Raw genomic sequence first — 26,500 nt, forward strand, 5'->3', positions numbered from 1 at the left:
GCGGCGTCACGGCCGCCGTACCAGCGCGGGCGCCGCCGAGGATGCCCACCGCGAACGGGCTGATCGGCATCGAGGTCCAGCCGGCAGGAAAGTCGAGCGGGCGTTGGGCGACACCCGGTCGCCCTGCCCTCTCGGCCACGTCACGCCGCCTGGGTTGCCTCCGCGAGCCGGTCCCGGCGGTGGTGTGAGATGGCGGTGTGCCGCTCGGCGCCGGGCTGGCTGGCGGGATCGACGTGCACGGTCGCCCGGATGAGCCGCGGTACGGAGTGGGTCAGCTGGTGTTCGGCGTCAGCGGCGATTTCGTGGGCGGCGAGCAGGCTGAGGTGGGCGTCGACGACGATGTCGGCCTCGGCGTGCATGCGGTGTCCGATCCAGCGCAGCCGGATCCCGGAGACGTCGCGTACGCCGGGGATGGCGCGCAGGGAGGCTTCGGCCTGGTCGACGAGTTCGGGGTCGACGCGGTCCATCAGTCGTCGGTAGACCTCGCGGGCGGCGTCCCTGAGCACGAACGCGATCGCGACGGTGATGGCCAGGCCGACGATCGGGTCCGCCCAGTGCCAGCCCAACCACGATCCGCCCGCGGCGAGGACCACGGCCAGTGAGGCGTACCCGTCGGTGCGGGCGTGGAGGCCGTCGGCGACCAGCGCGGCCGAGCCGATGCGGCGGCCGACGGTGATGCGGTAGCGGGCGACCAGTTCGTTCCCGATGAAGCCGATCACGCCTGCGGCGAGGACCCAGGGCACGTGCCTCATGTCCTGGGGGTTGAACAGCCGGTTGATGGCGGTCCAGCCGGCGGCGACGGCGGAGGTGGCGATGAACGCGACGATGACGATGCCGGCGAGGTCCTCGGCGCGGCCGAAGCCGTACGTGTAGGCGCGGGTGGCGGCGCGGCGGCCGAGCAGGAACGCGATGCCCAGTGGGATGGCGGTCAACGCGTCGGCGAAGTTGTGCAGCGTGTCGCCGAGCAGCGCCACGGAGCCGGAGAAGACGACGATGACCGCCTGCAGGGCGGCGGTGATGCCGAGCGCGACCAGCGAGATCCACAGGGCGCGAAGGCCCTCGCGGGACGATTCAAGGACGGGGTCGACCTTGTCTGCGCTGTCGTGCGAGTGCGGCGTGATGTTGTGGCGCAGGCGGTTCCACCAGCCGGCGCCGGGGCTGTGGTCGTGGTCGTGTGCGTGTGCGTGTGCGTGTGCGTGATCATCGTGGGCGCGGCCGTGGCTCTCACCGTGGCTGTGGTTCTCACCGTGGCCGTGGTTCTCACCGTGGCCGTGATCGGAGCCGGGTCGAAGCGTGTGCATTCGGCCGTGCTGCTCGCGCTCGGGCATCGGTGGCCTCCGGGCTGGTGGTGTTCGTCTGGGCAACATCCCGATAATATGTGCTCATGTACGCACGCGACAACGTTGCAGATGCCGAGCATGTGCAGAAACAAGCGATTCGCGATGCCGTGGTGGAGTCGGCCACGGTCACGCTGGGCATGTTGGCGGATGCGACGAGGTTGCGACTGATGGCGCATCTCCTCGATGGCGAGCAGGACGTCACCGCCCTGACCGGCGCGGTGGGAGCGGCTCGTCCGGCGGTGTCGCAACACCTGGCGAAACTGCGCCTGACCGGTCTCGTGACGGTCCGCCGGGAGGGTCGTCGGGCGCTGTACGTGGTCGCCGACCCGCACGTGCGCAGGCTTGTGACGGAGGCACTGCGGATGGCCGAGCACCAGGTCTCCGACCGGCCGGCCCACCATGCTGCGGATCGTCCGTAGACGCCACAGGAACGCCAGCCTGACCGGCTGTGCCGACCCTGAACCTGTCACCCGGTCACCCCAGGCATGCGCTCAGCCGCCGGCACCCTCCGGTGAGCCATCTGAGGTGAACGCGTCGCTGCCCTGCTTGGTCTGGAGGTAGACGTGCTGGTGCCCCAGCCCGGCGCTCACATTGATCTGATCCAACTGGGTCGCGGCGACTGACCATGCGGTCGCGGCGGCTGTCCGGGTCCTCTTCACGATCTCGAGCAACGCGCCGCGCTGCCCTGCGGACGCCTGCTGCGCCGTGGCGAAGAGGTCGACAGCGATGACGAAATCGCTTACCGAGTCGCGTAATCCGCCCCGGGCCACGTTGGTTGCCGTGCTGCCAGACGGGCTGTCCGCATGCTTTTCCGCGATCTGGCCGAGCGCGGCCTGCCACCCTCGGATCTTTGATTCGGTGGCCGGTTGGCTGCCGTCAAGCGCCGCGTCGAACTCGACCAGCAGCGGATCGAGCGCGGCCTGCGACTGCCGGGCCAGGGCGGTCAGGTCCTCGATCTGTCGCAGGTCACGTTTCGCCTCCTCGGCGCGAAGGGCGTCCACGGCCCGGGTGGTGGCATCGGGCCGGCCGACGAGGAACCCGACCAGACCGCCGAGCAACGCGGCGACCACCACGGAGGCGATCGTCGCGGCGACGCGCATCCGGCGGGAACGGGCCTGTTCGGCCTGTCGAAGGTAGGACGGCTTACCGGTCTTACGCGACATCGCCACTCCCGAGAAGGTGAGACGACGGCACCCGCCGAGAGCCATCGATGATGATGGACGAGGCTAGCGCCGGAACAGCCGAGAAATCAACCTCCGCCCCGGCTCCACGCTGGCCTGAGCAGCCGGGCCGTCGGAACCGACCGGCAGTCCTTATCGCGAGTCAGGAACCGGCAGAGCGAGCGCATCGGCCAGCTCGGCCGCCGTGCCGTACCGCCGGCCGTTGGGGCATTCACGCGGCATCGGGGAGGATGCCGATCGAGAAGCCGGCGATCTCGGAGAGCCGGCCACGCCACAACGTGCTCCCCTGACTTGGCATTACCCGGGAGCCCGAGACATACCGCGCGTTCACGAGGTGGATGTAGCCGTATCGCAGCGTGGCCACAACCTGATCGTCGTCGTCATCCGGCTTCGCGATTCCGCTCATCAGTTCCCCGAGGTAATCGGCGAGGCTGCGTGCTTCGGGCGTATCCGTCGAGGCCTCGACGAAGTCACCCAGCTCTCGGAACCACCGGTCTCGTCCAATCACCGTGCCCGTGACGATTCCGCCACTGACGTTCAGCGTGACCCCGATCGAGACCTTATCTTCCTGGGCGATCCGAGCGAGGATCTGGAGTGCCAGGTCGGGGCGGGTTTTCGTATAGTCGGGGGTCGGATCCTGGTCGGCGTTGGTCGATTCCGTCATGGGGGTGTCCCCTACTCTCGGTTACGAGGATGTCGAGCGTGTTCACCCTATGCCGAGGGTCAACTCTCAAAGGGATGCCTTTGCCGCCGAAGCGCAGCGGCGCCGCACCCTCCCGACCGTGGCGGGTCCGGAAGATCCTCGACGTCGCCACCGCAGAGTGGGGCGTCGTGGTCACCCTGGTCGAGCTCAAGGACATCCAACTGCCCGAAAGCATGAAACGGGCCATGGCCCGGCAGGCCGAGGCCGAGCGGGAGAAGCGCGCAAAGATCATCGCAGCCGAAGGTGGGGCTCTCGCCGCCGACGCGCTGGGGACCGCCGCGGCCGCAGAGGCTGACCCGAGCTGTTGCTGGGCTCCGTCGCGATCAAAGTCGCCACCATGCCACCGCCCCGGCGACGCCCGGTCGCCGTCCACCGGGGCGGCGCCGTCGGGGCGCGGGCGGTTGTGACACGGACTTATGTCAACAAGGGAACGGGCGGCTCCGCCTCCTGCGCCGGACCAGTAGCCAGCCCAACAGCAACGCTACGACGAGTGCCGCTCCGGACCCGATCAGATGCAACGGCAGGACGACGATGGTGGCCGTAGCGTCCCGGGTCACCCCGTCCGAGCCGACCACCGCCACGGTGACCCGACACACACACGCCAGCGGCGGATCAGCCCAGCGGGCGCTGACCTCCCGGTCGGCGCCGCGAAGCAGGGTGAAGTCGGGAAACGGGACGCTGTCTCCCGCGACCCGGGCCCGAAGCCTGCCGTCGCCGAGGAAGTCGCGGCGCACGGTCCCCAGGTTGCGTACCGTCGCGGTGACGGCGAGCGGACCACGCACCGCGAATCCCGGCGCGCGAAGACTGGTGACATCGACCGACTCGACGGCGTGGCCGGGCACCGTGACGTACACCGGTGCGCCGACACTCCGACGCACGCCGATGCTGGCCCCACCGGGCCGAGGCGGCACCGAGAAGATCACCGCGACCTGGTGCTCGCCGGGTTCGGCAGCGGCCGGCAGGGCGATGCGCAGGCTCACCTGCCGGGCCGCTCCGCCGTCCAGCCGGAAGCTGTCCGGCCGCGCGGTGACCCACTCGACGGCCGAGTGGGGCGCGTCGGGCCGGAACCGGAGTTCTCCGTCGCGTCCGGCGGTGAAGCTCGCCTTTCGCACGAGGATGTCGATCGGGGCCCGACCGTGGTTGGTCACCGTGAACTCCCGCGGCCGTTCGATCTGGTCCGCTGGCACGATCACCCGGGTCGGGCTGACCGTCAGCGCAAAGTCCGAAGGCTCCGTCGGTTGACCCGACGCCGGGGCCGCCGATGTCAGCGTGAGCATGACCGGAAGGACGACCCGCGTCACCCTGGTGCGCATCAGTCGACGGTGGGCGCGCTGGCGACGGGCTCGGCAGGTTCGGCGCGGGGCGCGGGCACCTCCCGGTGCTCCGGCCGGCGCTGGCGGCGACGCCGGGCGATGGTGACGATCGCGGCCAGCCCACCGACGACGGCCACCGCCCCCGCGGCGATGCCGTACCGGATTCTGCCGGAGCCCGACCGGTCGACGCGGGTGACGGCGGCACCCGCCGGGAGGAGGTCGGAGTGCGTCGCGCAGACGAGCGGCTTGGCGCCCCCCTTCACGGTCGCGCAGGCCACGGTGGCCAGTCGAAGCACCTCGTCGGAGGTCTGACCGACCCGGGCGACGGTGGTGAGGGTGGACTCCTTGCCCGCCTTCAGGTTGACCGACCAGGTGACGCTGCCGGCGCGGGCGGTACCGTCCCGGTCGGCGGAGACGAGGGTGAGGCCGGCAGGCAGGCTCTGGGAGATCTGGAGCGCTCTGGTCTCGGTGGTGCCGAGATTGCGGACCCTGACCTTGTACGTCAGTTCGTCGCCGGCCGCGACGGCGGTCCGTCCGTTGTCCACCGCGATGCTGAGCAGTGGCTGTTTCGGATCGGGCGTCGCCGAAGGTTTCGGCGCCACCTCACCTTTGGGCGGCGACATTGCGGCTACCGGCGCCGCGATCGCCCAGGCGACGAGCGCGGTCGCAAGGACAGCGATGCTTGGCATGATGCTCCTTATGACGGCTACTGGGTGATTGCCACGTACTCCAACGTCGCGGAGTACGAGTCGGCAACGGCGGACAATGGAATGACGGCCTGGTAGTCGTTGCTGATCGCGTCTCCTCCGGGCGCGGATGGCGTCGACTGACGGTGCACGATGACCGGGGTCAGCTCCGACAGGGGCTGGAAGACCTGGGCGCCGCTCTCCCGTACCCGTAGGTTCTCGATCGGAATGGTGTAGGGGTTGTCGGGATCGGCCGGCACGAAAGCGGGCGCCAGTGCCCGGACCGCCACCACATAACCGGTAGGGCTGTTCGTGGTGACCGTCATGGTGACCGCGTCGTCCACGACGATCACGGAGTCGGGATGAACCCCGATGGTGAATCCGGGTATCAGCGATGTCAGGGTGAGGAACTGCCCCACCACGGTGGTCTCGGTCGCACACCGCGGGTCGTCGTTGCCGGCCGGGCAGTTGTTGCCGACCATGCTGGAGGTGACGCTGTTGAGCAGCAACCCGTCACCGGTGACGGGTTCGTTCACGGTGACGGTGTAGACGACCGTGGCTGTCCCGCCGACGACGAGGTCACCGGTCCAGGTCAGGATGGATCCGGCATAGCTCAGCGTGCCGGTGGTCGCGGTGGCGTCGGCGTTGTAGGCGGCGTCGTCGAGTACGCCGACGAGCGAGTCGGTCACCGTGGCGCCGGTGTACGTCGTCTGGCCGGCGTTCCTGATCAGGGTGCTGTACTGGACGATCCCGCCGGCCACCACCTCGGCGGAGTTGGCGATCTTGGTGAGAAGCAGCGCCGGGACGAGTACGTTGACGGTCACCTCGCAGGCCGGGCCGCCGGGGCAGTTGGCTCCGACGGTGTCGGAGCTGACGGTGTTGACGAGAGTCGTGTCGCCGGCGGACGGAGAGCCGACCGTGACCGAGTAGGTGATGACGGCCGTGACCCCGACCGGCAGGTTTCCGGTCCAGGTCAGCACCGGGGCGTCGTAGCTGACCGCGCCGATGGTCGCCTCGGCGTCGTCGTTGAAGTCGGCTTCGTCCAGGACGTCGCTGAGCTGGTCGTCGAATGTCGCGCCGGTGTACGGCGTCTGCCCGGTGTTGGCCACCGTGACCGTGTAGGTGACCTGGTCCCCGACCGCGGCCGTGGCGGTGTCGGCGGTCTTGGTGATGCTCAGACCGGGAATCAGGATGGCCACCGTGGCGGCGCAGCGCGGATCCGTACCGCCCGCCGGGCAGTTGTTGCCCTGGGCGGCGGAGGTGACGACGTTCTCGAGGATCCGTCCGCCGGTCTGGGCGCCGTTGACCGTCACGGTGTAGGAGATCTCGACGGCGGAACCGACCGGCAGGTCACCGCGCCAGACCAGGTTGGGGGCCGTGTACAGCAGTGTGCCGGTGGCGGCGGTGGCGTCGGCGTTGTAGGTCGCGTTCGCGAGCAGCCCACTGAGCGAGTCGGTGACGGTGGTGTCGACGTACGGCGTCTCGCCGGTGTTCGTCGCCGTGATGGTGTAGGTGACGGTGTCACCCGGGGTGGTGTTCGGGCTGTCGGCGGTCTTCACGATGGTGAGCCCGGGGACGAGCACGTTGATGGTCAACGTGCAGGCTGGTCCTGGCGAGGCGGGCGGGCAGTTGCTGCCCGGTGCGGTGGTGGTGACGGTGTTGGTGATGATCCGGTTGCCGAGGTCCGGATTGTTGACGGTCATCGTGCCGGTGATGGTGACGACTCCGCCGATCGGGATGTCACCGGTCCAGGTCACGCTGGCGCCGACCACGGTGAGGATGCCGGAGCTGGCGACCTGGTCGCCGTTTGGCCGGGCGTCGTCGATGATGCCCAGCAGGCTGCTGTTGATCTGGATTCCGGTGTAGGCGGTCGGGCCGACGTTGGTGATGGTGCCGGTACGCCGGATCACCTGCCCGGGGACGGCGGTGGTCACGTCGGCTTCGTTGGTGATCGACAGCGCCGGAATGAGCACGGTGACGGTGACGGCACAGGCCGGGTCTGTGCCGGCGGGTGGACAGTTGTTGCCCACAGTGGTGGAGCTGACCGCGTTGGTCAGGATCTGGTCGCCAGTGGCGGGACTGTCGATCGCGACCGAGTAGGTGATCACGGCCGAGGCGCCCACGTCGAGGTCCCCGGTCCAGGTCAACACCGGATCGGTGTACGACACGACGCCCACGGTCGCGGCGGCGCTCTGGTAGCTGGCGTCGTCGAGTACCTCGGTGAGGTCGTCGGTCAGGCTGGCCCCGGTGTACGGGGTCTGCCCGCTGTTGGTGACGGTGATCGTGTACCCGAGCGTGCTGCCCGGGGTGGTGGTGCCCGAGTCGGCGTGCTTCGTGATGCTCAGCGCCGGCAGCAGCACGCTGACGGTCGCCGCGCAGTCGGGGTCGCTGCCACCGGCCGGGCAGTTGCTGCCCGGCGTGCTGGAGGTGACCACGTTGCTGAGGACCCGACCGCCGGTCTGCGGATCGTCGGCGGTGACCGTGTAGCTGATGGTGGCCGTCGCGCCGATCGCCAGGTCACCGGTCCAGGTGATGACCGGGTCGGCGTAGGAGACGACGCCGACGTCCGCGTCCGCGTCACCGTTGTAGGTCGCGTCCGGAAGCAGGCCGGCGAGGTTGTCGGCGACGGTGGCGGCGGTGTACGGGGTTTCGCCGGTGTTGGTGACCGTGATCGTGTAGCCGACGGTGCCGCCCGGCACCACGGTGGCGGTGTCCGCGGTCTTGAGCACCGCCAGGGCCGGGACGAGAACGGTGACCGTGGCGGTGCAGGCCGGATTGGTACCGCCCGCCGGGCAGTTGTTGCCGGGTACGGCTGAGCTGACCACCGAGGTCATGATCTTGTTTCCGGTATCCGGATTGTTCACCGTGAACGATCCGGTGACGACGAGAACCTCGCCGACCCCGAGGTTGCCGGTCCAACGGATCGAGGCGATGGCCGGAAGCAGGACCAGCGTGCCCACGCTGGCTGCGGCATCACCGTTGTAGGTGCCGTCGTCGAGGGCGCCCGCGAAACTGGCGTCGATGACGATGTCGGTGTACGGCGTCGCGCCGGTGTTCTCCACCCGGGTGCTGAACCGGACCTGCGCGCCCGGCACCGTGGTGGGACCGTCGACCGAGTTCGCGATGGTCAGTTCCGACACCGTCACGACGGCCGTACAGGCCGGGTTGGTGCTGCCGGCGGCGCAGGTGTTGCCGGCGGCCGTGGAGCTGACCGTGCTGGTCAGGAGGTGGTTGCCGGCGTCCGGGGTGTCAACGGTGACCGAGTAGGTGATCGTCGCCGTCGATCCGGGTGTCAGGGAGCCGGTCCAGACCAGGTCGGTGCCGGTCAGCACGACGCTGCCGACGCTCGGGGTCGCATCGCCGTTGTAGGTCGCGTCGTCCAGGAGGCCGGCCAGCGCGTTCGTCACGGTGACGCCGGACTGGGCGGTCTGCCCGGTGTTGACCATGGTGACGGTGTAGCTCACCGTGCCGCCGGCGGTCGTGCTGGCGGTGCCGGCGGTGATGGCGATGCTCAGCGCCGGCGTGAGTACGGGCAGCGTCAGGCCGCAGCCGACGTTGGGACTGGCCGGCGGGCAACTGTTGCCGACCTCGGCCGACGAGACTCTGTTCACCAGCAACTTGTCACCCGGGTCGGGCGCCAGCACGGTCATCGGGTAGGTGATGACGGCGCTGGCCCCCACCGCGAGATCCCCGGTCCAGGTCAGCGTCGACGCCGCGAACGACAGCGATCCGGTCGTGGCGGTGGCGGTGCCGTCGACATAGGTCGCGTCGTCCAGCGCACCGGCCAGGTCGTCGGCGACCACCGCACCCAGGTACGGCGCGGTGCCGGTGTTGCTGATCGTGATGGTGTAGTTGACCGTCCCGCCGGGGACCGTGACCGGGGTGTCAGCCGTCTTGACGATGCTCATGGCGGGCAGCAGGACGTCCACGCTCGCGGTACACCGGGGGTCGGTTCCGCCGGTCGGGCAGTTGTTGCCGGGGATCGTCGAGCTGGCCGTGCTGACCATCACCTTGTTCCCCGGATCCGGGTTCCTTACCCGGAAGTCCCTCGCAATCGTGATCGTTCCGCCCACCGGAATATCGCCGCTCCAGACCAGACCGGCGGGGGTGACCACGAGGCTCCCCGAGGACGCCTCGTCCCGGATGGAGTCGGCGTCGTCGAGCAGGTCACTGCGGGCGAACGTGACGCTGACGCCGAAGAACGGCGTACTGCCGTTGTTGGCCAGAGTCGCCGTGAACCGGACCAGGCCGCCCGGGGTGACGGCAGCGCGGTCGGCGGTGTTCACGATGGTCAGTGCCGAAACGGTCACCGTCGCGGTGCACCGCGGGTCGGCGCTTCCGTCGGAGCAGTTACTGTCCGGGGAGTCGGACACCACGGTGTTGACCAGCACGGCGTTACCGACGAGGGCGGCCACCGTCACGCTGTAGGTGAGCACGACGGACCCGTTCGCCGGAATGTCGCCCGTCCACTCCAGCAGCGGCTCGTCGTAGCTGAAGGTGCCACCGCCGTTCGACGAGGCGTCGTCGTTGTAGGTGGCATCGCCGAGTACGTCGGACAGATCGTCGTTGAGTTCCGCGCCCAGGTACGGGGTGCCGCCGGAGTTCGCGACGACGATCGTGTAGGTCACCACCGAGCCGGCGACGGTGGACGCCACATCGGCGGTCTTGGTGTACGAGAGCGTGCTTTCCCCGACGACCGCGACGGTGACGACGCACCGGGGGTCGGTGCCGCCCGCCGGACAGTTGTTGAGTGCCGCGCCCGAGGTGATCGTGCTGACCAGTGACGAGTCTCCCTCGACGGGATTGTCGATCGCCACGGTGAAGACGAGCGTGACGGTGGCCCCGACCGCCAGGTCACCGCTCCAGGTGAGCACCGGCGCGGTGTAGCTCACCGTTCCACCACCGGTGACCACCGTGTCGTTGTTGAATGTCGCGTCGTCGACGACCTGGCTGAGGTCGTCCGCGACGCTGATCGCGGTGTAGTCGAGCTGGCCGGAGTTGGTGATGGTCACCGTGTAGGTCAGGGTGCTACCGGGCATCCCCGTCGGGGAATCGGCGGTGGAGACAATGGTCAGCCCGGGCGTCAGGACGACCACCGTCGAGGTGCAGCCGACCGCCTGCCCCGCCGCCGAGCAGGAACTGCCGACCGCGGTGGAACTGACCGTACTGACCATGTTCTTGTTGCCGGGATCGGGGTCCCGGACGGTGACCGTGTAATCGATTGTCACCACCGCGCCGACCGCCAGGCTGCCGGTCCAGGTCAGCGTGGTCCCGGCGAAGCCGACCGAACCGGCACTGGCCACCGCGTCGGCGTTGTAGGTCGCGTCGTCCAACAGCCCCGCCAGATCGTTGGTGACGCTGATCGCCGAGTAGGGCGACGTACCCGAGTTGGTCACCGTCACGGTGTAGCCGACGATCTGACCGGGTGCGGCGGCCGAGGTGTCCGCGACGGTGGTGATGTCGAGTCCCGGGATGAGCACCGCGACGCTTATCGTGCACCGCGGATCCGTGCTGCCGGCGGGGCAGTTGTTGCCCGGTGCCGAGGAGACCGATGTGGCCGTGAGCAGGCCGTCGCCGCTGTACGGGTCCAGCACGGTCATGCTGCCGGTCAGGTTGACCGTGGCGCCGACGGGGATGTCACCGGTCCAGACCGCGCCGCCGGTTCCGACCGTCAGGATGCCCGATGTCGCCGTCTGGTCTCCGTTCCCGATGACCTCGTCGGTGAGGCCCGACGTGTCGAAGTCCACGCTGATGTCGTTGTAGGGCACCTGACCGGTGTTGGTGTAGCTCGCGTTGATCCGCACCACGCCACCCGGCGTGATGGTGGCGACATCGGTGGTGGTAATGATCTCCAGCCTGGCCACCGGCACGCTGACAACGCATCGGGTGTCCGTGCCGCCGGCCGGACAGTTGCTGCCGGCGGCCGCCGAGACGACCTGGTTGGTCAGGATCAGGTCGCCCCCGACCGGATCGTCCACCGTCACCGAATAGGTGATCGTCACCGTGGCGCCGACCGCCAGCGCACCCGTCCAGCTCAGGTTGGGGCTGCTGAAGCTGGCCGAGCCGGCCGAGGCCGACACGTCGTTGTTGTAGGCGGCGTCGTCGAGAACCCCGGCGAGCGCGTCGGTGACCGTCAACGCCGGATAGGCGGTCTGACCGGAGTTGGTGAGGGTGACGGTGTAGCCGACCACGGAGCCCGGCGCGGTGCTGGCGACGCCGGACGTCACCGCGATCACCAGGCCCGGCACCAGGACCAGGACCGTCGCCGTGCAGCGCGGGTCGGTACCGCCGGTCGGACAGTTGTTGCCGGGGGTGGTGGAGACCACCGTGTTGCTCAGCACCTTGTCGCCGGGATCCGGGTCCAGAATCGTCATCGAGTAGGTGACGGACACCGCGGCGCCGATGGCCAGGTCACCGACCCAGCTCAGCACCGGAGCCGCATAGGACACGGTGCCGGCGGATGCGACCGCGTCGTTGTTGTAGCTGGCGTCGTTCAGCGCATTGGCCAGGGAGTCGGTGAAGTTCGCGCCCACGTACGCGGTCTGGCCGACGTTCGTCACGGTGATCGTGTAAGTCGCCGTGCCACCGGGTGTCGTGGTGGCCGTGTCGGCGGTCTTCTCGATCGTCAGGCCCGGGGTCAGCACCGTGACGGTGGCCGTACACGCCGGGTCGGTACCGCCCGTGGGGCAGTTGTTGTTGGCCGCCGCCGAGCTGACCGTCGAGGTCAGCACCTGGGAACCGGGATCGGGGTTCAGCACCGTCACGGACAGCCGGACGGTGGCGGTCGCGCCGACCGCCAGCGCGCCGGTCCAGGTCAGCACCGAACTGGCGACGCCGACCGTGCCGCTGTCCGCCGTCGCGTCCCCGTTGTAGGTGGCGTCGTCGAACACATCGGCCAGCGATGCGGTGACGGTCGCCGCCGGATAGGCGGCCTCTCCGGTGTTCGAGATCGTGATCGTGTAACCGACGGTTCCGCCGGGCGTCGTGGTGGACGCGCTCGGGGTGTTCGTGATGGCCAGTCCGGGCAAGAGCACGCCGACCACCGCCGTACACCGGAGGTCGGTGCTGCCCGTGGCACAGTTGGCACCTACCGTCGGGGACACCACAGTGTTGGTCAGCGACCGGTCCCCGGTATCGGGACTGGCGACCGTGACCGAGTAGGTGATGGTCGCGGTCGCACCCACGGCGAGGTTGCCGGTCCAGGTGATGGTCGGGCTGCTGTAGCTGACCACCCCGGAGGTGGCGGTGGCGTTGGCGTCGTAGACGGCGTCGTCGAGCACCCCGGCCAGCGAGTCGGTGAAGGTCGCCCCGACGTAGGCCGACTGGCCGGTGTTGGTCACCACGATCTGGTAAGTCACCACGTTCCCGGGCGTCGTACTCGGCGTATCCGCCGTCTTGACCAGGGTCAACCCGGGAATGACGACGGTGACCGCTGCGGTGCACCGCGGGTCGGTGCTGCCGCTGGCGCAGTTGTTGCCGACGGCCGTGGAGGAGACCACGCTGGTCAGCACCCGGTCTCCGACGGCCGGATCAGCCACGGTCACGCTGAAGGTGATGGTCACCGTGCCGCCGACCGCGATGTTCCCGGTCCAGGTCAGCGTCGGGCTGGTGAAGCTGAGCGCGCCGCTGGTGGCGGTCGCGTCATCGTTCCAGACGGCGTCGTCGAGCACCGCTGCCAACGCGTTGGGCACGCTGATTCCGGTGTACGCCGTCTGCCCGGTGTTGGTGAGAGTGACCGTGTAGCCCACCGTGGAGCCGGGGATGGCGGTCGACGCACTCGCGACGTTGGTCAGGACCAGCCCCGGCACCAGGACGGTGACCGTGGCGGTGCAGCGGACGTCGGTGCCACCGGATGGACAGTTGTTGCCCAGGGTGGTGGAGGCCACCGTGTTCGTCATGGCCCGGTCGCCGGGATCTGGGCGCCGGACGGTCACCGAGTAGCTGACGGTCACGCTCGCGCCCACGGCCAGATTGCCGCTCCAGCTCAGGTTGGGCGAGGTGAAGGAGATCGCCCCGGCCGTCGCCGTCGCGTCGGCGTTGTAGGTCGCGTCATCCAGCACGCTGGTCAGCGCTTCGGTGAAGCCCGCGCCGGTGTACGGGGCCTGACCGGTGTTGGTCACGGTGACGGTGTAACGCACCACGTCACCAGGCGTCGCGGTGGCGACGTCCGCCGTCTTCACGATGGCCAGGGCGGCGATCGGCACGGTCGTCGTACACCGGACGTCCTGGCTGCCCGACGCACAGTTGGTGCCCAGCGTCGTGGAGGTCACCGTGTTGGTCAGTAGTTGGTTTCCGGTGACCGTGCCGTTCACGGTTACCGAGTAGGTGATGGTCGCGACCGCGCCGGCGGGCAGGTCACCGGTCCAGTTCAGGGTCGAGCCGGCGAAAGACACCGATCCGGAGGTCGCCGTCGCATCGCTGTTGTAGGCCGCGTCGTCCAGGACAGCAGCGAGCGGATCGGTCAGCGCGACGCTGGTGAACGCTACCGACGAGGTGTTGTTGACCGTGATCGAGTAGTGCACGGTCTGCCCGGCCGCCACGCTGGAGACGTCGGCGCTCTTCGTCACGATCAGCGGTCCGGCCGCGATCACCAGGTTGACGGCCGCGGTCGCCTGCTGACCAGCCGCGTCGACCACTCGTACGGTGAAGGGGTAACTACCTGCCGTGGTCGGGGTGCCGGAGAGCAGCCCGGTGCTGGCGTCGAGAGTCAGACCTGGCGGCAGGCTGCCTACGGAGACCGACCAGACGAACGGCGCGGTACCGCCGGTAACCGTCAGCGGCACGCTGTAGGGGACGCCTACCTGGCCCGACGGTGGCGGCGGGAAGTTCAGGGTGGGCGAGGCGGTGATGCCGAGCGCGACGGTACGGGTGGCGCTCTGCGAGAACGAGTCCATCACCCGAACGGTGAAGGAGTAGTTGCCGCCCAGTGTCGGGGTTCCGGAGAGCTGTCCGGTACCCGGGTTGAGGGTCAGACCCGGCGGGAGGCTGCCTGCGGTGACCGACCAGGTGAACGGGGCGGTACCGCCGGTCACGGTGAGCGGGATGCTGTAGCCGATCCCGACCTGGCCCTGGGGTGGCGTCGGAAAGGTCAGCGTCGGCGGCGGCGCGATGACCACGCTCAGCGCCTGGGTGGCGGACTGTCCACTGGCGTCGAGCACCCGAACGGTGAACCCGAAGGTTCCGGCGGTGGTAGGGGTGCCGGAGAGCAGCCCGGTGCTGGCGTTGAGGGTCACCCCGGCCGGTAGCGTTCCGGCACTGACCGACCAGACGAAGGGAGCGGTGCCGCCGTTGACCGTGAGCGGGACACTGTAGGTTGCGCCGACCTCACCGAGCGGCGGTGCCGGGTTCGACAGCGTTGGAGAAACGTTCGGGATCACCGGCGTGGACTGGGCCGACGGTGGCCCGGTCCCGCCGGCGTTCGTCGCCGCCACCGTGAAGGTGTACGAGGTGCCAGGGGTCAGTCCGGTCACTGTCCGGGTGGTGCCGGTACCGGTGAAGGTCTGCGGCGTCTGGGCCACGCCCGCGACGTACGGGGTGACCACGTACGAGAGGATCGGGCTCCCGCCGTTGCTGGGCGCGGTCCAGGTCAGGGTGGCCGCCGAGTCCCCGGCGCTCGCCGCCGTGATCGTCGGTGCGCCGGGCAGCACGAACGGCACCACGGCGTTCGAGGCGGGGCTGGCCGTACCGGTGCCGATGGCGTTCACCGCCGCGACCGTTAAGGTGTAGGAGGCGCCGACGGTCAGCCCGGTCAACGTACGGGTGGTGGTGGAGGCATCGTACGAGATCGGGGCCTGGGCCACCCCGTTCCTGGTCGGCGTGACGATGTAGCCGGTGATCGCGCTGCCATTGCTTGACGGCGCCGACCAGCTGACGGTGGCGCTGGCAAGGCCGGCTGTCGCGGTCGGCGCGGTCGGGGTGGCCGGCCGGTCCGTGTAGACGTAGCTGGCAGCGGCGGCGACACCCCGGGTCACCACGGTGACCGTCACGGTGGCCGCGCTGGTCCGCGACGGCATCGACGAGATGGCAAGGGTGCCGTCGCCGTTGACGGTGAAACAACCGGCGGCCGGCCCGGACTGACACGGCAGCAGCGTGACCGGGGTCCCCGCCTGCTGCTCCGCAGTGGTGCCGATCTCGATGGCCGTCGCTCCGGCGATGTTCGTACCACCGACCGTGACGCCGATGCCACCGGCGATGGTGCTCGTCGCCGGAGTGACGGTGATCCCGCTCGGGGTGGCCGGCACCGTCCCGGCGGTCGTCGACGACGAGAAGCCGGGATTGGCGTCGCTGGACGAGGCGGTGGCCATGGACTGGGTCTGGATGATCGCGGGTGTAACGCTGGAACCGGTCACGATGCCGACGATCGTGACCGGGGACAGGGTGCTCCCGTTGGCGAAGGGGGTGTTGCTGTTGGCACAGGTGATCTTCTGGCCCACCGGGGCGGCGCAGACCCAGCCGGAGCCGAAGGCGCCGACCGGCACCACGCCGGTCGGCAGCGTCTCCGTCACCGAGATCGCATTTGTCTCGTCAGCACCGGCGCTGACGCCGGCCACGACCGAGTAGGTCACCGGGTCACCGGGCTGGGGCGTCGGGCCGGTGTAACTGGTCTGGGTCACGTTCAGGTCCGGCACCGGGTTGAACGTCAGCACCCGGACGTTGTCGACCTCGTGGTTGTCCACCACGGAACCGGTCGAACCCACCCAGCCGAACGCGAGTTGCCGTGGAATTCCGTTGCTGTTCAGCCAGCTCGTCGAGGGATACAGGCCGGCCGGGACCACCGGTAGCGGGCCCTCCAGGGTTCGGGCGGCCTGGCCCACGGGCGTGAACCGCACCAGATACCGACCAGACGCGACTATCAGCCCGGAGGGGGTGGTGAACGAGGAAGTCGTCGGGTTGATCGCCACCTCCACCGGCACGACCGAGGCAGCCCGGGTCGCCGCACGCAACGGAATCACCGGCGAACTCCCCGAGGTCGCGGTGCTGTTCACCCCGCAGTATCCAACCGTGTTCCGGCCCGGACCACGGACCAACACCTGGCCGGGGATCTTGGCGGCCGTGATGTACGGCGGGCTCGGCAGGCAGCCGCTTCCCTCGTAGGTGGTGGTGCTGTAGTTGCCGAAGACGTCGAAGCCGATGCCCATGTAACCGTTTGCCAGCCCGGGCAGCGTCTTCGTGCTCGAGTAGCCCAGCGCGCCGCCGGTCTGGCCGAGGGTGGCGGGTGCCAACGGCACGGCGGGGTCGACGGCGGCCAGCGAGAAGGTCATCCCGTCGGCGCTGCCGCCGCCCCACTGGTAGAGGTTGAACGTGACGTCCAGACCAGACACGGTCGGTACGCTCGTCGCCCCGAAGACGCCACCGGTCCGGAATGTGGAGGTGTCGGTGAGCTGGAGTTTGCCGGTGCCCGGCGGGGTTGTGCCCGCCGCACAACTGTGCAGGGCTCCGGTGCTCGGATTGCCCGAGGCGGTCAGGCAGGCGGAGTTCGGTGTCGTGGCAGAACCGCTCGGCAGGGCCGGCAGGGTCACGGCGCCGAGGCCGTCCGGGGTGTTGTTGTGGAACGGCTGGTCGAACAGGAGGGTGCCGGCCGCCGAGGCGGGGGCCGGACTGAGGACGACCACCAGCGCCGCCAGCAACGCGGCGACGAGGCAGACCGCGAGATCACGTCGCCGCCGACGCCGGACGGCTGGTGCGATGTCCGCGTTCACCGCGTCGCCCCAGACGACGTCAGTTCAGCGACGCGTTGCACCGCTGTCGCCCTCGTTGTCACGTTGTCCCCACCCCCGAGTTCGTCACAGGAGGGAGCAAGAGCCGCAACAGACGCCCGATTTCCCTCCAGTCCCAAACCAGGATATGAGTAGGAAACCGACCATAAGTGCGTTCTCTGGTGAAAATATGCCCGAAAGGCCCAGATAGTGACAGGCAACGCAGCCGAACGAGACTGAACCGGGGACGGCAGTCATGGAATCCTTCTCACTTAGACCAACCGTTGCCACGAGGGAAGCCTCGGACAGCAACGGTGTGGTCCGGATCCACGAGGACGGCTCCATCCGGAAGGTCGAGATCGATCCCACCGGACGGACAACGTGAAACGCCCGGATATCAACAGCGACGAGGCCCCGGTACGGCACCGTCCGGATGCGCTCCGACCGGCGGATCGACCTGGAAGACCTCCCGCGATCCCGACTACGCCACGAAGAAGGCCCGGGTCGAGCACCTCTACGCGATCGCCGACCGCGAGGTCATACCCGAGCCCGGCGAGCCGGACGTCGTCTTCTGCCTGGACGAGTTCGGCACGCTCAACCTCCAGCACCATCCAGGGCGGCAGTGGGCCGGGCGCGGCGGCAAGCACAAGGATCCCAACCGGGAGCCCTGGCCCCGCCGCCTACACCCGGCCACACGGGATCCGACACCTGTTCGCTGCCTACGACGTGGTCAACGACAAGCTCTACGGTCACATCAAGAAGACCAAGGACCGCTCGAAGTTCCTCGGGTTCTGCCGCTACCTGCGCAGCCGGGCACGACGCAGGCGCCAGCCGAGCAGCCCGGCGATCAGCAGCAGCGCCACGGCGGCGCCGGGCACGAACAGCAGCAACCCCGGGCCGGCGGATTTCGCCTTCTGGGCCACCCCGGGCAGGACCAGCTCGGCCTCGGCGGTACGTCGTACGGTGCCGCTGCTCAGGATCAGCTGCGCCGTCCAGGTGCCGGCCGCCAACGGCTGATCCACCGTCGTGCTGACCTGGCCGCGCTGGCCCGGCAGGATGGTCACGCCGGTGGTGACCCGGAACGGCCCGGCCCGGACCGTCTCGGAGTCGTTCGCCAGGTGCAGGGTTCCGTCCATGTCGAGGGCACGCCGGCCGGTGTTGTGCACCCACGCGGTGACCACCGGCCAGCTTCCCGATCCGGACCCGACCGCCATCTGGTCGATCCGGAAGTCGGTCGGCGGCTCCCCGCCCATCCCGATGTCGAGGTACATCCGTACGCCGACCCGGTGGACCTGGGTGACGCCGCCGTCGCGGGCCGGGCTGGTGACCTGCGCCCAGACCGCCGCGTACCGCTCACCCGCCGACGCGGTCCCCGGGACCGCGACCGTGACCTGTACCCGCTTCCTGGCTCCGGGCGCCAGTTCGACTCGATCCGAGTCCAGGGTCACCCAGTCGCTGAGTTCGTTGCCCCCACGACCGTCCGCGGCGGTGAAGATGTTCTTCTCGACGCTGGCGGCGCCGGCGTACAACTCGACCTTGTGGCGCTCGTCCGAGGTGTTGCGGACCTCGACCCGGCGTTGGATGCTCGTCCCCGGCTCGAGGTGGTCCACGATGTACGCGTTCGCCCTCGGATCCTGGGCCCGGGCGACCGGAATCTCCAGCAGTTGGAGGCCGATTCCCGACCCCCCGGAGTCCCGCTCGCCCGGCATCGGGCGTCCGGCGGCGGTCGGTGCCGCGGACGCTCCGAGGGCCAGGACGGCGACGGAGGTCAGCAGCACCAGCCGGCGGACGCCGTCACAGCACCGAATGTGTCACCGTCCCGGTGTACGTACCGCCGGAGGTGCCGACCGGCACGTCGACCAGCACGGTGGGGTTCCAGGTCGCGAAGTTGTTGCCCGAGCCGCCGGTGTGGGTGAACGCGGTCCGGGGGACGTTGATGATCACTGCGTCGGCCGCGGTCGGCTGTCCCGGCGTGAAGGTCCCCGATCCGGCGGTGCCGGTGGCGGGTCCGGACCAGTAGCGGACGTTGATGACCGGGATCGTCTCCTCCGCCGTGCCGGCGCCGGTGGTGAAGTCGGTCGCGACGACGGTGGTGACCCAGCTCGCGTTCAGCAGGGCCCGCTGGTCCAGCACGGTGACCGGGCCAAGGTTTCCGGAGACCGTGGCGCCCTCGGTGCCGTTGCCCAGGTTCGCCGTCGCCGGCACGGTGATGGTGAGGCCGCCGGCGGCGGTGACGTTGAGGGTGACGATGGTGCTCCCCTCGTCGGCGGAGGCCGGCGCGGCGAGTCCGACCGCCAGGGCTACGCCGGCCAGGCAAGCGGATAGCAGGGTCTTTTTCATGTGAATCTCCCAGGTGCGGTAAGACACGGGTCTTCCTCGGAGATTACTAAGACAAGTTACCTCAATACGGACGAAAAGACCATTCGCGTTTGAATGCTGCCTCCAGTGCCCCGTTCAGGTCCGGGTGCCGGAACTGGAAGCCGGCCCGGTTCAGTAACGCCGGGCAGCACCCGGAGGCTGCGCAGCGCCTCCACCACCATCTCGCCGAGCAGGACCCGCAATGCGATCCCGGGCACCGGCATCACGGCCGGCCGGTGCAGGGCCCCGCCGAGCGCCTTGGTGAACTCGGCGTTGGTGGCCGGCCTCGGGCCGACGATGTTGACCGGGCCGGCGATGTCGTCGCGGTTCAGCAGGAAGGTCACCGCCGCGATCCAGTCGGTCAGCGAGATTCACGGGATCCACTGCCGCCCGTTGCCGAACTTGCCCGCGATGCCGAACACTGCCGATGCTGGCACCCGACCGACGAGCGACGCGCTCGCCGCACCCCAACCCTCTAAGCCCTAGCCTCATCGCGCCTCAGTCCCCGGGACCTCAACGCCTGCCTGGCATGGTCCTTTCCAATAGCGAGCTACTGGCGTGCTGACACAGCGTCACCGGAAGAGCGATCCGGCCCTAACCTGCCGGTAGGAAACCCATTGTGGCGCAGCCAGCGCTGACACGGTCTTCCCCGCCTCACCAATTCCCTCACGTGCTACGACACAGGACCAGGTCACGGCGAGGTGGACAGGATGCCTGACGCACACTCTCTCCCCGAAGTCCTGACCTCGATGCCCGGCATCGGCGCCAGACCGGTGTCCAGCCCAGGTCGACTCGGTCGAAGCTGTCGATCTTGCGTGGAGCATCTGACGGGTAATCAGAGGTGCCGGGCCGCAGCGGTGTTGCCGGTGCGCCACAAGGTAGGGCCGCTACCTGCAGAAACAAGCACAATGCCTTCTTGGCGTCCCCGGTTAACGGGACCGTGGGTGCTCCGAGGGTGCTCGCCGTCGAGAGGTCGCTCGAGCGGGAAAAAGCGCCCCTGAGCTGCGCAAACGTGGGTCACAACCGCGACCCACACGAAAGAAGGCAATATAGCCGGTTGGCTATATTGCCTGCTCAAGTGGCGCGCCCGAAGGGATTCGAACCCCTAACCTTCTGATCCGTAGTCAGATGCTCTATCCGTTGAGCTACGGGCGCAGCTGCCGGGCCAGTCTACACACCAGCCCCAGCGCGGAGACTCCGGGATTCGAACCCGGGAGGGGCTTTAAGACCCCAACCGCATTAGCAGTGCGGCGCCATAGACCAGACTAGGCGAAGTCTCCCTGGTGGTCAGCGGACCACGTCGGTCGAGGATACAGGGCAGCTACCCGGAGGGGCAAAACGACTTCCCGGTCGGGCTGGTGAAGCCGTCGGCCACCCCCTGGCCGTCCCGGCCGCAACCTCGGTCGATTCCTGTCCGGTGCCGATCCACCAACACGACTAGGCTCGCACGATATGGAGGAGCAGCCGCCCACCGAGCCCCAACGCCGCCGCCCGGAACCGAAGTCGACGCGCGGATCCGGCCGGACCGAGGCCGCCTTCACGTCCCCACCAGAGCCGGACCCGGAGCCAACCGACAAGGCGCCGAGGGCACCGCGCCCCCGTACCCGACCGACGCCGCCAGCGGTGCTGTTCCAGCCGCCGACCGAGGCCGAGCTGCCGACGGCGTCGACCAGTTCCGCCATTCGGCCGCCGGCGTTCTCCTCTTCCGGGCAGGGCGCCACGCCGCAGAACTCCCCGGAACCCGGTCCCGAGCAGGCCGACCAGCCGACCAGGCCGGCGCCGAACGCTCTCGAGACCGGCGCCTCCACCCCGACCCGACAGGACGAGACCATCCCGGCCGCCCAGGACGAGACCATCCCGGCCGCCCAGGACGAGTCGATCCCGGTCGCCCAGGACGAGTCGATCCCGGTCGCCCAGGACGAGTCGATCCCGCCGCGCCAGGGCGCGGCACCGGCCGCCCGGAAGAAGGCCGCCGCCAAGAAGGTGGCCACGCCCGCCGAGAGCACCGGAATCGCCAAGAAGGTGGCCGCCGCCAAGAAGACCACCGCGACCAAGAAGACCACGGTCGCCAAGACGGCCGCTGCGAAGAAGACCACCGCGAAGAAGACCACCGGCAGAACGGCCGCTGTGAGGAAGGCCACGGCCATGCCCGCGTCGACCGAGGCCGCGCCGCAGCCACCGTCCGCAGCGCCGACGACTCCGCCAGCCGACCCGACGGCAGCGCCGGCAGAGGTGGCGACCGGACCTCGGACAGCTCCGGCCGAGCCCTCGACCGGACCCGCCAGCCCTGAGCCACCGTCGGACGGATCGACGGGCACGCCGTCAGCAGCCGGGTCCGCTCCGCCGGACAGCTCCGCAGCGAGCGAGACGATCGAGAGCGACGCCCCCGGGGAGCTGACCGGCACGGCCGACGGGACCGTCGTACCCGAACGGGCCGCCGCCGTACTCCCGTCAGGCGGTGCCGGGCCGGATCGGGCGGCTGCGGACCGTACCCCTCGGTCAGGGCGGCAGGGCGCGACGGTGCGGCACATTCTCGACCACCCCGGTTATGCGCCGGAGTTTCTCGCCCTTGCCGCCGTACGCGAACTGGGGCCGGATGCCCTGGCCTGGGCGACGCGGATCCGTACGAGCTATCCGAACGCCACCCCCGACGGCCTCGCCCGGCTGGCCACCCGGCGGTACGTCCGGCTCTCCGCCGTCGGCGGCGCCCTGTCGATGGCGACCGGGCTGCTCGCCCCGTTCGCGGAGTTGGCCGTCGTCACCTGGGCGCAGGCCGGCCTGGTGCTGCATCTGGCTGCCGCACACGATCATGATCCGACCGCTCCGGACCGGGCCGCCGACCTGCTCGTGCTGACCCGGGTCCATCCGGACGGGCAGAGCGCCCGGGCGGCCCTGGACGCGGCGGAGGTGGCTCTGCGGGGCGGTCCGGACGGGTCGTCACCGCGGTTGGCGGAGGCGGGCTGGCGGCTCGGCGCGCCGATCGTCGCCCGGAGCGCGAACTGGCTGGCGCTACGGATGGCCGTACGACGACTGCCCGGGGCGACGACGCTGGTCACCGCTCTGGCGAACGCCGCTGCAATCGAGCGGCTCGCCGCCCGGGCCGCCACGCTCTACCGGACCACCAGCGGCCCGCGTTCCTCCGGCCCTTCCTCCTCCGCTGGCGAAGGTACGGCGGACGGGCCGTCAGCCTTGCCCTACAACCAGTCGAACCAGCTTCGCGGCAGCAGCGCATAACCGACGAAGGCCACCACGTCCAGCAGGGTGTGGGCCACCACCAACGGAAGCACCCGCTTGGTACGCAGGAAGAACAGCCCGAAGACGACCCCCATCACCGCATTGCCGAGGAACGCGCCGAAGCCCTGGTAGAGGTGGTAGGAGCCGCGCAGCAACGCGCTGGCCGCGATCACGGCGCCGATCCGCCAGCTCATCTCCCGCAATCGCGTCATCAGGTATCCGACCACCACGACCTCCTCGAGGATCGCGTTCTGCGCGGCGGAGAGGACGAGTACCGGCACCGCCCACCAGAGATCGGGCAGGTTCGCCGGTACCACGTTGGCGTTGACGCCGAGGTGCGCGGCGACCCAGAACAGGCCGAGGCCGGGTAGCCCGATCGCGGCGGCGAGCGCCGCACCCCAGGCGAGATCCCGGCCGGGCCGCCGCCCGTCCAGCCCGAGTGCCCACCGGGCGCCACCCCGGCCCTGGTCGAGCACCCCGTTCCGGTCGAGCAGACCCTCGCGATCGAGCAGGCCGTCCCGGTCGAGCGGCCGGTCCCGGTTGAGCAGGTGGATGGCGAGCAGTACCGGCACGAGGGCGAAGAAGATGCCCAGAAGCTGGTAGGTGAGGTCGAGCCAGGGACGTGCCGACTGGGAGGCGTTCAGGGTGGCGGTCTGCTGGGACAGCGGCCGGTCGGCGGTCAGCCGGGCGATGATCGTCACCGCCGAGTAGACCGCGGACTGCCCCAGGGACAGGCCCAGAACCAACAGCACCTCGGTGCCCAGCACCCGGCGGGAAAGTGGTCGGGCGAGATCAACCGTCACGCGACAACTGTGCCCGATCCGGCGGGCCGCCGTGGTCTCCCGCACCGGGAGCCTCCGAGGGGCCGTAGCCCGGCGAGCGCCGTTTGGACCCGATCGCACACTCTGTGCGACCCGCACTGACTCTCGGTATTCATTCTTATTCGCGCAGTGGCCCCGACCGAGAAGGTGTCAATGGACAACCTGGCGCAGCTCTTGAAGGAGAGTTGGACCCTGGTCGAAGAGCAGCGGGACAAGGTCGCGGGATACTTCTACGCCCGGTTGTTCCTGACCGACCCCGCACTGCGCACGCTGTTTCCGGTCCAGATGGACGGGCAGCGGGACCGGTTGCTCGAGGCGATCGTCACCGCCGTCCAGACCATCGACGATCCGGAGAACTTCGACGACTACCTCCGCTCCCTCGGTCGCGACCACCGCAAGTACCACGTACGGGCCGAGCACTACGACGTCATGGGCGCCGCGTTGTTGGAGGCGTTGCGGCAGTCCGCCGGCGAGCGGTGGACCGTCGAGTACGACCAGGCGTGGCGGGACGCGTACCAGGCGATCGGGGAGCGGATGCAGGCCGGAGCGGCCCTCGATCCGAACCCGCCGTTCTGGCATGCCGAGGTGCTCAGCCACGAACGCCGGGGTTCGGACATCGCCGTGCTGACCTGCCGACCCCTCCAGTATCCGCTGCCCTACCGCCCGGGTCAGTACGTCAGTGTCGAGGTGCCGCGCTACCAGCCCCGGCTCTGGCGGACCTACTCGATCGCGAACGCCCCGAGGACGGACAACACGCTGGAGTTCCACGTCCGGGCCGTCGGTGCCGGCTGGGTCTCCAGTGCCCTGGTCCGCCGGGTCAGGGTCGGCGACCTGCTGCGGGTGGCCGCACCGATGGGTTCCATGACGCTGGATCCGAAATCCACCCGCGACGTCCTCTGCGTGGCCAGCGGCGTCGGGCTCGCCCCGATCAAGGCGCTGGCCGAGGAACTGGCGGCGCACAACCGCACCCGTTGGATGCACGTCTTCGTCGGCGCCCCGGACCGCGACGGCCTGTACGGGCTGACCGAGCTGTACCAGCTGGCCGCAGAGCACCCCTGGTTGTCGATCATCCCCGCGTGCAGTGCCGATCCCGGCTTCCCCGGCGAACAGGGCGAGATCGCCGAGGTCTTCGCCCGGTACGGCCCGTGGACCAGCCACGACTGTTACGTCTCGGGCTCGGCCTCGCTGGTCCGGTCCGCGTTGCGGACGCTCGCCGCCGACGAGGTGCCGCCGGAGAACATCCGGTACGACGCGTTCGGCGAACTCTAGACCCCCACTCCCCCCAAGGCCGGGTCTCGTGTCCTGTCCCGCAGGACACGAGGCCCGGCCCCCCCACGCGCAGGCGAGGGCCGCGTTCAGTAGCGCCAGGGATTGCCGGTGTCCCGGTACTCCTCGATCGGGACCAGCGGAACGTCCGGGTCCATCCGGTCGACGTACAGCCTGCCTTCGAGATGGTCGACCTCGTGGGCGACCAGCCGGGCCATGGCGAGTTCGAACGAGGTGATCACGCGTCCGCCGTCCCAGCGGGCGTGCTCGATGTCGAGCCGGAGCGGCCGGGCCACCAGGCCCCGCAGGTCGAACAGGGAGAGGCACCCCTCGTACTGTTCGTCGGTTTCCAGGGCCGCGTCGACGACCCTGGGATTGAGCAGCACGACCGGCTCCGCGTCCCGGTCCGGCGGCCGGACGACGGCGACGGCCCAGGGCAGCCCGATCTGCGGCGCGGCGAGACCGACCCCCTTGCTGAACGGGTGCAGCTCGTCGAGCCGTTCCAGCACGGTTCGTAGCCGGCTCACCACGTCGCGGGCGTTGGCCTCGTCGCGGGGCAGGTCGAACTGCCGGGCCGGCTGCCGGAGCAGGTCCGCTCCGAGCTGCACGATTCCGGCGGCCCGCATGCGGTCGCTGGCCCGGGTCTCCGACTCGGGCTCCGGGGCGGTCGGTGTGGTGGGCGCGGCCCGGTAGCGCCACTCCAGTCGGTACCGGGCGTTCAACGGCGGGTCGTCGGTCGACCACTCGAAGAGGACCCGTCCGTCTCCGTCGTGCCGGACCAGCGGCGTACGCAGCGGCCCCTCCTCCGCCGACAGTGACGTTTCCACCCCCCAGACCTGCGGGTCCAGGTCGAGCGGCAGGTCGAGTCGCAGCGCGAGCCGGCGGGTGGGCAGCCGGACCGCCCGCTGGAACCACTGGCCCCACTTGTCCTGGTTCACCCGGTACGAATACTCGGTGGTGATCCGTTCTCCGGGATAGAGCGGGAACCGCCCGTCGGAGTTCTCGAAGAGCAGCCACACCTCCTTGAACGCGTCCCGGTCGTGCTTCTTGCGCCACTCCATCGGCTCGCGGGTGCCCTGGTCGTCGCAGAACGCCTGGAGGTCCAGTTCCGCGAAGGTCAGCGGGTTCTCCCGGTGGTGCCGGTTCGACCGACCCGGATCGTTGGGATATCGGTCCACGGCCACCCGGACCAGATAGCGGGTCACCGGCTCGGTGCCGGCGTTGTAGAGGGCCCGGCGGATCACGCACCGGTAGGCGTCGCCGTCGTAGGCGAGGGTGGCCGTCTCCTGCTCCACGATCAGGCCGGTGCCGGGCGGCATCCACTGCTCGGGTACCGGGGGGTCGCGGTGCGCGACGACGGCGGAGCGCGCCTGCCGGAGTTCGTCGTACTCCTGGAAGCGCTGCCAGATCGCTCCGGCCGCGCCCAGCACGGCCTCGGCGCGGCGGGCGAAATCCTCGGTCGGACGGTGCCGACGCCCCTCCACGTGGCTGACGTAGGAAGGGTCGAACCCCATCCGGGCCGCGAGCTGCTTCTTCGTCATTCCCCGCTCGACCCGCCGGCGGGAAAGCTCGGCCGCGAACGAGTCGGCAGCCCGCTCGATAGGCGAGGTGGTCATCAGGTTCCTCTGGCCGGGAATCTCAGTTTGCTGGCCGAGTCGGCCAGTCTGACAGAACTGGCGCGTTAACGACAATGGCTTGACATTTCGGCCACTCCGGCTGATCCTTGCCGGCCGGCCCTACCCGGCGGGGTCAACTGGCGACGTGTCGGAGAAAACATTGCCCCAGGGACTGCGCGATCACCCAACTCTGGTTAGCCTAGCCTTAGCAAGCTAGGGTGACGATGCAGCCGGCACGAGTGGGGGGTGGGTCCTGGTGGCACTGCTGACGTCGACGCAGGCCAGT

The 26,500-nt window shown here is 69.6% G+C and carries 13 protein-coding genes, 2 tRNA genes and 3 pseudogenes; 4 read left to right on the plus strand and 14 right to left on the minus strand.

The window, feature by feature from the left end; genetic code table 11:
- Positions 1–140: 140 nt before the first annotated feature.
- Entirely contained in the window at positions 141–1,328 is a 1,188-nt protein-coding gene (locus I0C86_RS22360) for a cation diffusion facilitator family transporter (protein ID WP_230394579.1), read from the minus strand.
- Positions 1,329–1,384: 56 nt separating this feature from the next.
- On the opposite strand from I0C86_RS22360, the gene I0C86_RS22365 reads away from it, so the two are divergent.
- Positions 1,385–1,759 (plus strand): ArsR/SmtB family transcription factor, encoded by a 375-nt coding sequence (locus I0C86_RS22365; protein WP_196203226.1) that lies wholly within the window; start codon positions 1,385–1,387, stop codon positions 1,757–1,759.
- Positions 1,760–1,831: 72 nt separating this feature from the next.
- Here the strand turns inward: I0C86_RS22365 and I0C86_RS22370 are convergent, their stop codons facing one another.
- Together I0C86_RS22370 and I0C86_RS22375 are read right to left on the minus strand one after the other, a co-directional pair.
- Complete coding sequence (locus I0C86_RS22370; protein ID WP_196203227.1) at positions 1,832–2,503, minus strand: hypothetical protein; 672 nt, start codon at positions 2,501–2,503, stop codon at positions 1,832–1,834.
- 229 nt (positions 2,504–2,732) lie between these two features.
- On the minus strand, positions 2,733–3,185 hold the full coding sequence (locus tag I0C86_RS22375; protein WP_196203228.1) for a hypothetical protein: 453 nt from the start codon (positions 3,183–3,185) through the stop codon (positions 2,733–2,735).
- A gap of 74 nt (positions 3,186–3,259) precedes the next feature.
- Between I0C86_RS22375 and I0C86_RS22380 the strand changes: the two genes are divergently transcribed.
- Positions 3,260–3,631, plus strand: a complete 372-nt coding sequence (locus I0C86_RS22380) for an SPFH domain-containing protein (RefSeq protein WP_230394580.1) — start codon at positions 3,260–3,262, stop codon at positions 3,629–3,631.
- A 12-nt stretch (positions 3,632–3,643) separates the two neighbouring features.
- On the opposite strand, the gene I0C86_RS22385 is transcribed toward I0C86_RS22380, so the two are convergent.
- The 8 genes and pseudogenes from I0C86_RS22385 to I0C86_RS22420 all read right to left on the minus strand — a co-directional run bounded on the left by I0C86_RS22385 (position 3,644) and on the right by I0C86_RS22420 (position 20,557).
- Complete coding sequence (locus I0C86_RS22385) at positions 3,644–4,537, minus strand: fimbrial biogenesis chaperone (protein WP_196203229.1); 894 nt, start codon at positions 4,535–4,537, stop codon at positions 3,644–3,646.
- Positions 4,537–5,226 carry a DUF11 domain-containing protein gene (locus tag I0C86_RS22390; RefSeq protein ID WP_196203230.1) on the minus strand — a complete coding sequence of 230 codons (690 nt, stop codon included), beginning with the start codon at positions 5,224–5,226 and terminating at the stop codon, positions 4,537–4,539. The genes I0C86_RS22385 and I0C86_RS22390 overlap by 1 nt, the downstream gene beginning before the upstream one ends.
- A 17-nt stretch (positions 5,227–5,243) precedes the next feature.
- Positions 5,244–16,922 carry a DUF7927 domain-containing protein gene (locus I0C86_RS22395; protein ID WP_196203231.1) on the minus strand — a complete coding sequence of 3,893 codons (11,679 nt, stop codon included), beginning with the start codon at positions 16,920–16,922 and terminating at the stop codon, positions 5,244–5,246.
- Positions 16,923–17,716: 794 nt separating this feature from the next.
- Positions 17,717–18,697: a hypothetical protein gene (locus tag I0C86_RS22400; protein WP_196203232.1), complete on the minus strand. Its 981-nt coding sequence runs from the start codon at positions 18,695–18,697 to the stop codon at positions 17,717–17,719.
- A 16-nt stretch (positions 18,698–18,713) separates the two neighbouring features.
- On the minus strand, positions 18,714–19,259 hold the full coding sequence (locus I0C86_RS22405; RefSeq protein WP_196203233.1) for a hypothetical protein: 546 nt from the start codon (positions 19,257–19,259) through the stop codon (positions 18,714–18,716).
- A 61-nt stretch (positions 19,260–19,320) separates the two neighbouring features.
- Positions 19,321–19,693, minus strand: a pseudogene (locus I0C86_RS22410) (DUF1731 domain-containing protein); the annotation flags it as partial.
- Positions 19,694–20,356: 663 nt separating this feature from the next.
- Positions 20,357–20,432: transfer RNA gene (locus tag I0C86_RS22415), tRNA-Arg, on the minus strand.
- A gap of 34 nt (positions 20,433–20,466) precedes the next feature.
- Positions 20,467–20,557 (minus strand) — tRNA-Ser (locus I0C86_RS22420).
- A gap of 172 nt (positions 20,558–20,729) precedes the next feature.
- On the opposite strand from I0C86_RS22420, the gene I0C86_RS22425 reads away from it, so the two are divergent.
- Positions 20,730–22,511 carry a hypothetical protein gene (locus tag I0C86_RS22425; protein ID WP_196203234.1) on the plus strand — a complete coding sequence of 594 codons (1,782 nt, stop codon included), beginning with the start codon at positions 20,730–20,732 and terminating at the stop codon, positions 22,509–22,511.
- On the opposite strand, the pseudogene I0C86_RS45495 reads toward I0C86_RS22425, so the two are convergent.
- Together I0C86_RS45495 and I0C86_RS45500 are read right to left on the minus strand one after the other, a co-directional pair.
- A pseudogene (locus tag I0C86_RS45495) lies at positions 22,472–22,954 on the minus strand (CPBP family intramembrane glutamic endopeptidase); the annotation flags it as partial. The gene I0C86_RS22425 and the pseudogene I0C86_RS45495 overlap by 40 nt on opposite strands.
- Before the next feature lie 92 nt (positions 22,955–23,046).
- Positions 23,047–23,314: pseudogene (locus I0C86_RS45500) on the minus strand (CPBP family intramembrane glutamate endopeptidase); the annotation flags it as partial.
- Between the two features lie 171 nt (positions 23,315–23,485).
- Here I0C86_RS45500 and I0C86_RS22435 point away from each other — a divergent pair.
- Positions 23,486–24,601, plus strand: coding sequence for a globin domain-containing protein (locus tag I0C86_RS22435; protein ID WP_196203236.1), 1,116 nt, complete (start codon positions 23,486–23,488; stop codon positions 24,599–24,601).
- Between the two features lie 86 nt (positions 24,602–24,687).
- Here I0C86_RS22435 and I0C86_RS22440 read toward each other — a convergent pair whose 3' ends face one another.
- Entirely contained in the window at positions 24,688–26,214 is a 1,527-nt protein-coding gene (locus I0C86_RS22440) for a peptide deformylase (protein ID WP_196203237.1), read from the minus strand.
- Between the last annotated feature and the right edge of the window lie 286 nt (positions 26,215–26,500).

The organism is Plantactinospora alkalitolerans (assembly GCF_015690345.1).
GTDB classification, from domain to species: domain Bacteria; phylum Actinomycetota; class Actinomycetes; order Mycobacteriales; family Micromonosporaceae; genus Plantactinospora; species Plantactinospora alkalitolerans.

Excerpts from the sequence above, each read along its gene's own strand:
- I0C86_RS22405 (WP_196203233.1), bottom strand. The coding sequence starts at position 19,259 with ATGAAAAAGACCCTGCTATCCGCTTGCCTGGCCGGCGTAGCCCTGGCG.
- I0C86_RS22440 (WP_196203237.1), bottom strand. The coding sequence starts at position 26,214 with ATGACCACCTCGCCTATCGAGCGGGCTGCCGACTCGTTCGCGGCCGAG.
- I0C86_RS22370 (WP_196203227.1), bottom strand. The coding sequence starts at position 2,503 with ATGTCGCGTAAGACCGGTAAGCCGTCCTACCTTCGACAGGCCGAACAG.
- I0C86_RS22375 (WP_196203228.1), bottom strand. The coding sequence starts at position 3,185 with ATGACGGAATCGACCAACGCCGACCAGGATCCGACCCCCGACTATACG.
- I0C86_RS22425 (WP_196203234.1), top strand. The coding sequence starts at position 20,730 with ATGGAGGAGCAGCCGCCCACCGAGCCCCAACGCCGCCGCCCGGAACCG.
- I0C86_RS22380 (WP_230394580.1), top strand. The coding sequence starts at position 3,260 with ATGCCTTTGCCGCCGAAGCGCAGCGGCGCCGCACCCTCCCGACCGTGG.
- I0C86_RS22360 (WP_230394579.1), bottom strand. The coding sequence starts at position 1,328 with ATGCCCGAGCGCGAGCAGCACGGCCGAATGCACACGCTTCGACCCGGC.
- I0C86_RS22385 (WP_196203229.1), bottom strand. The coding sequence starts at position 4,537 with ATGCGCACCAGGGTGACGCGGGTCGTCCTTCCGGTCATGCTCACGCTG.
- I0C86_RS22365 (WP_196203226.1), top strand. The coding sequence starts at position 1,385 with ATGTACGCACGCGACAACGTTGCAGATGCCGAGCATGTGCAGAAACAA.
- I0C86_RS22390 (WP_196203230.1), bottom strand. The coding sequence starts at position 5,226 with ATGCCAAGCATCGCTGTCCTTGCGACCGCGCTCGTCGCCTGGGCGATC.
- I0C86_RS22435 (WP_196203236.1), top strand. The coding sequence starts at position 23,486 with ATGGACAACCTGGCGCAGCTCTTGAAGGAGAGTTGGACCCTGGTCGAA.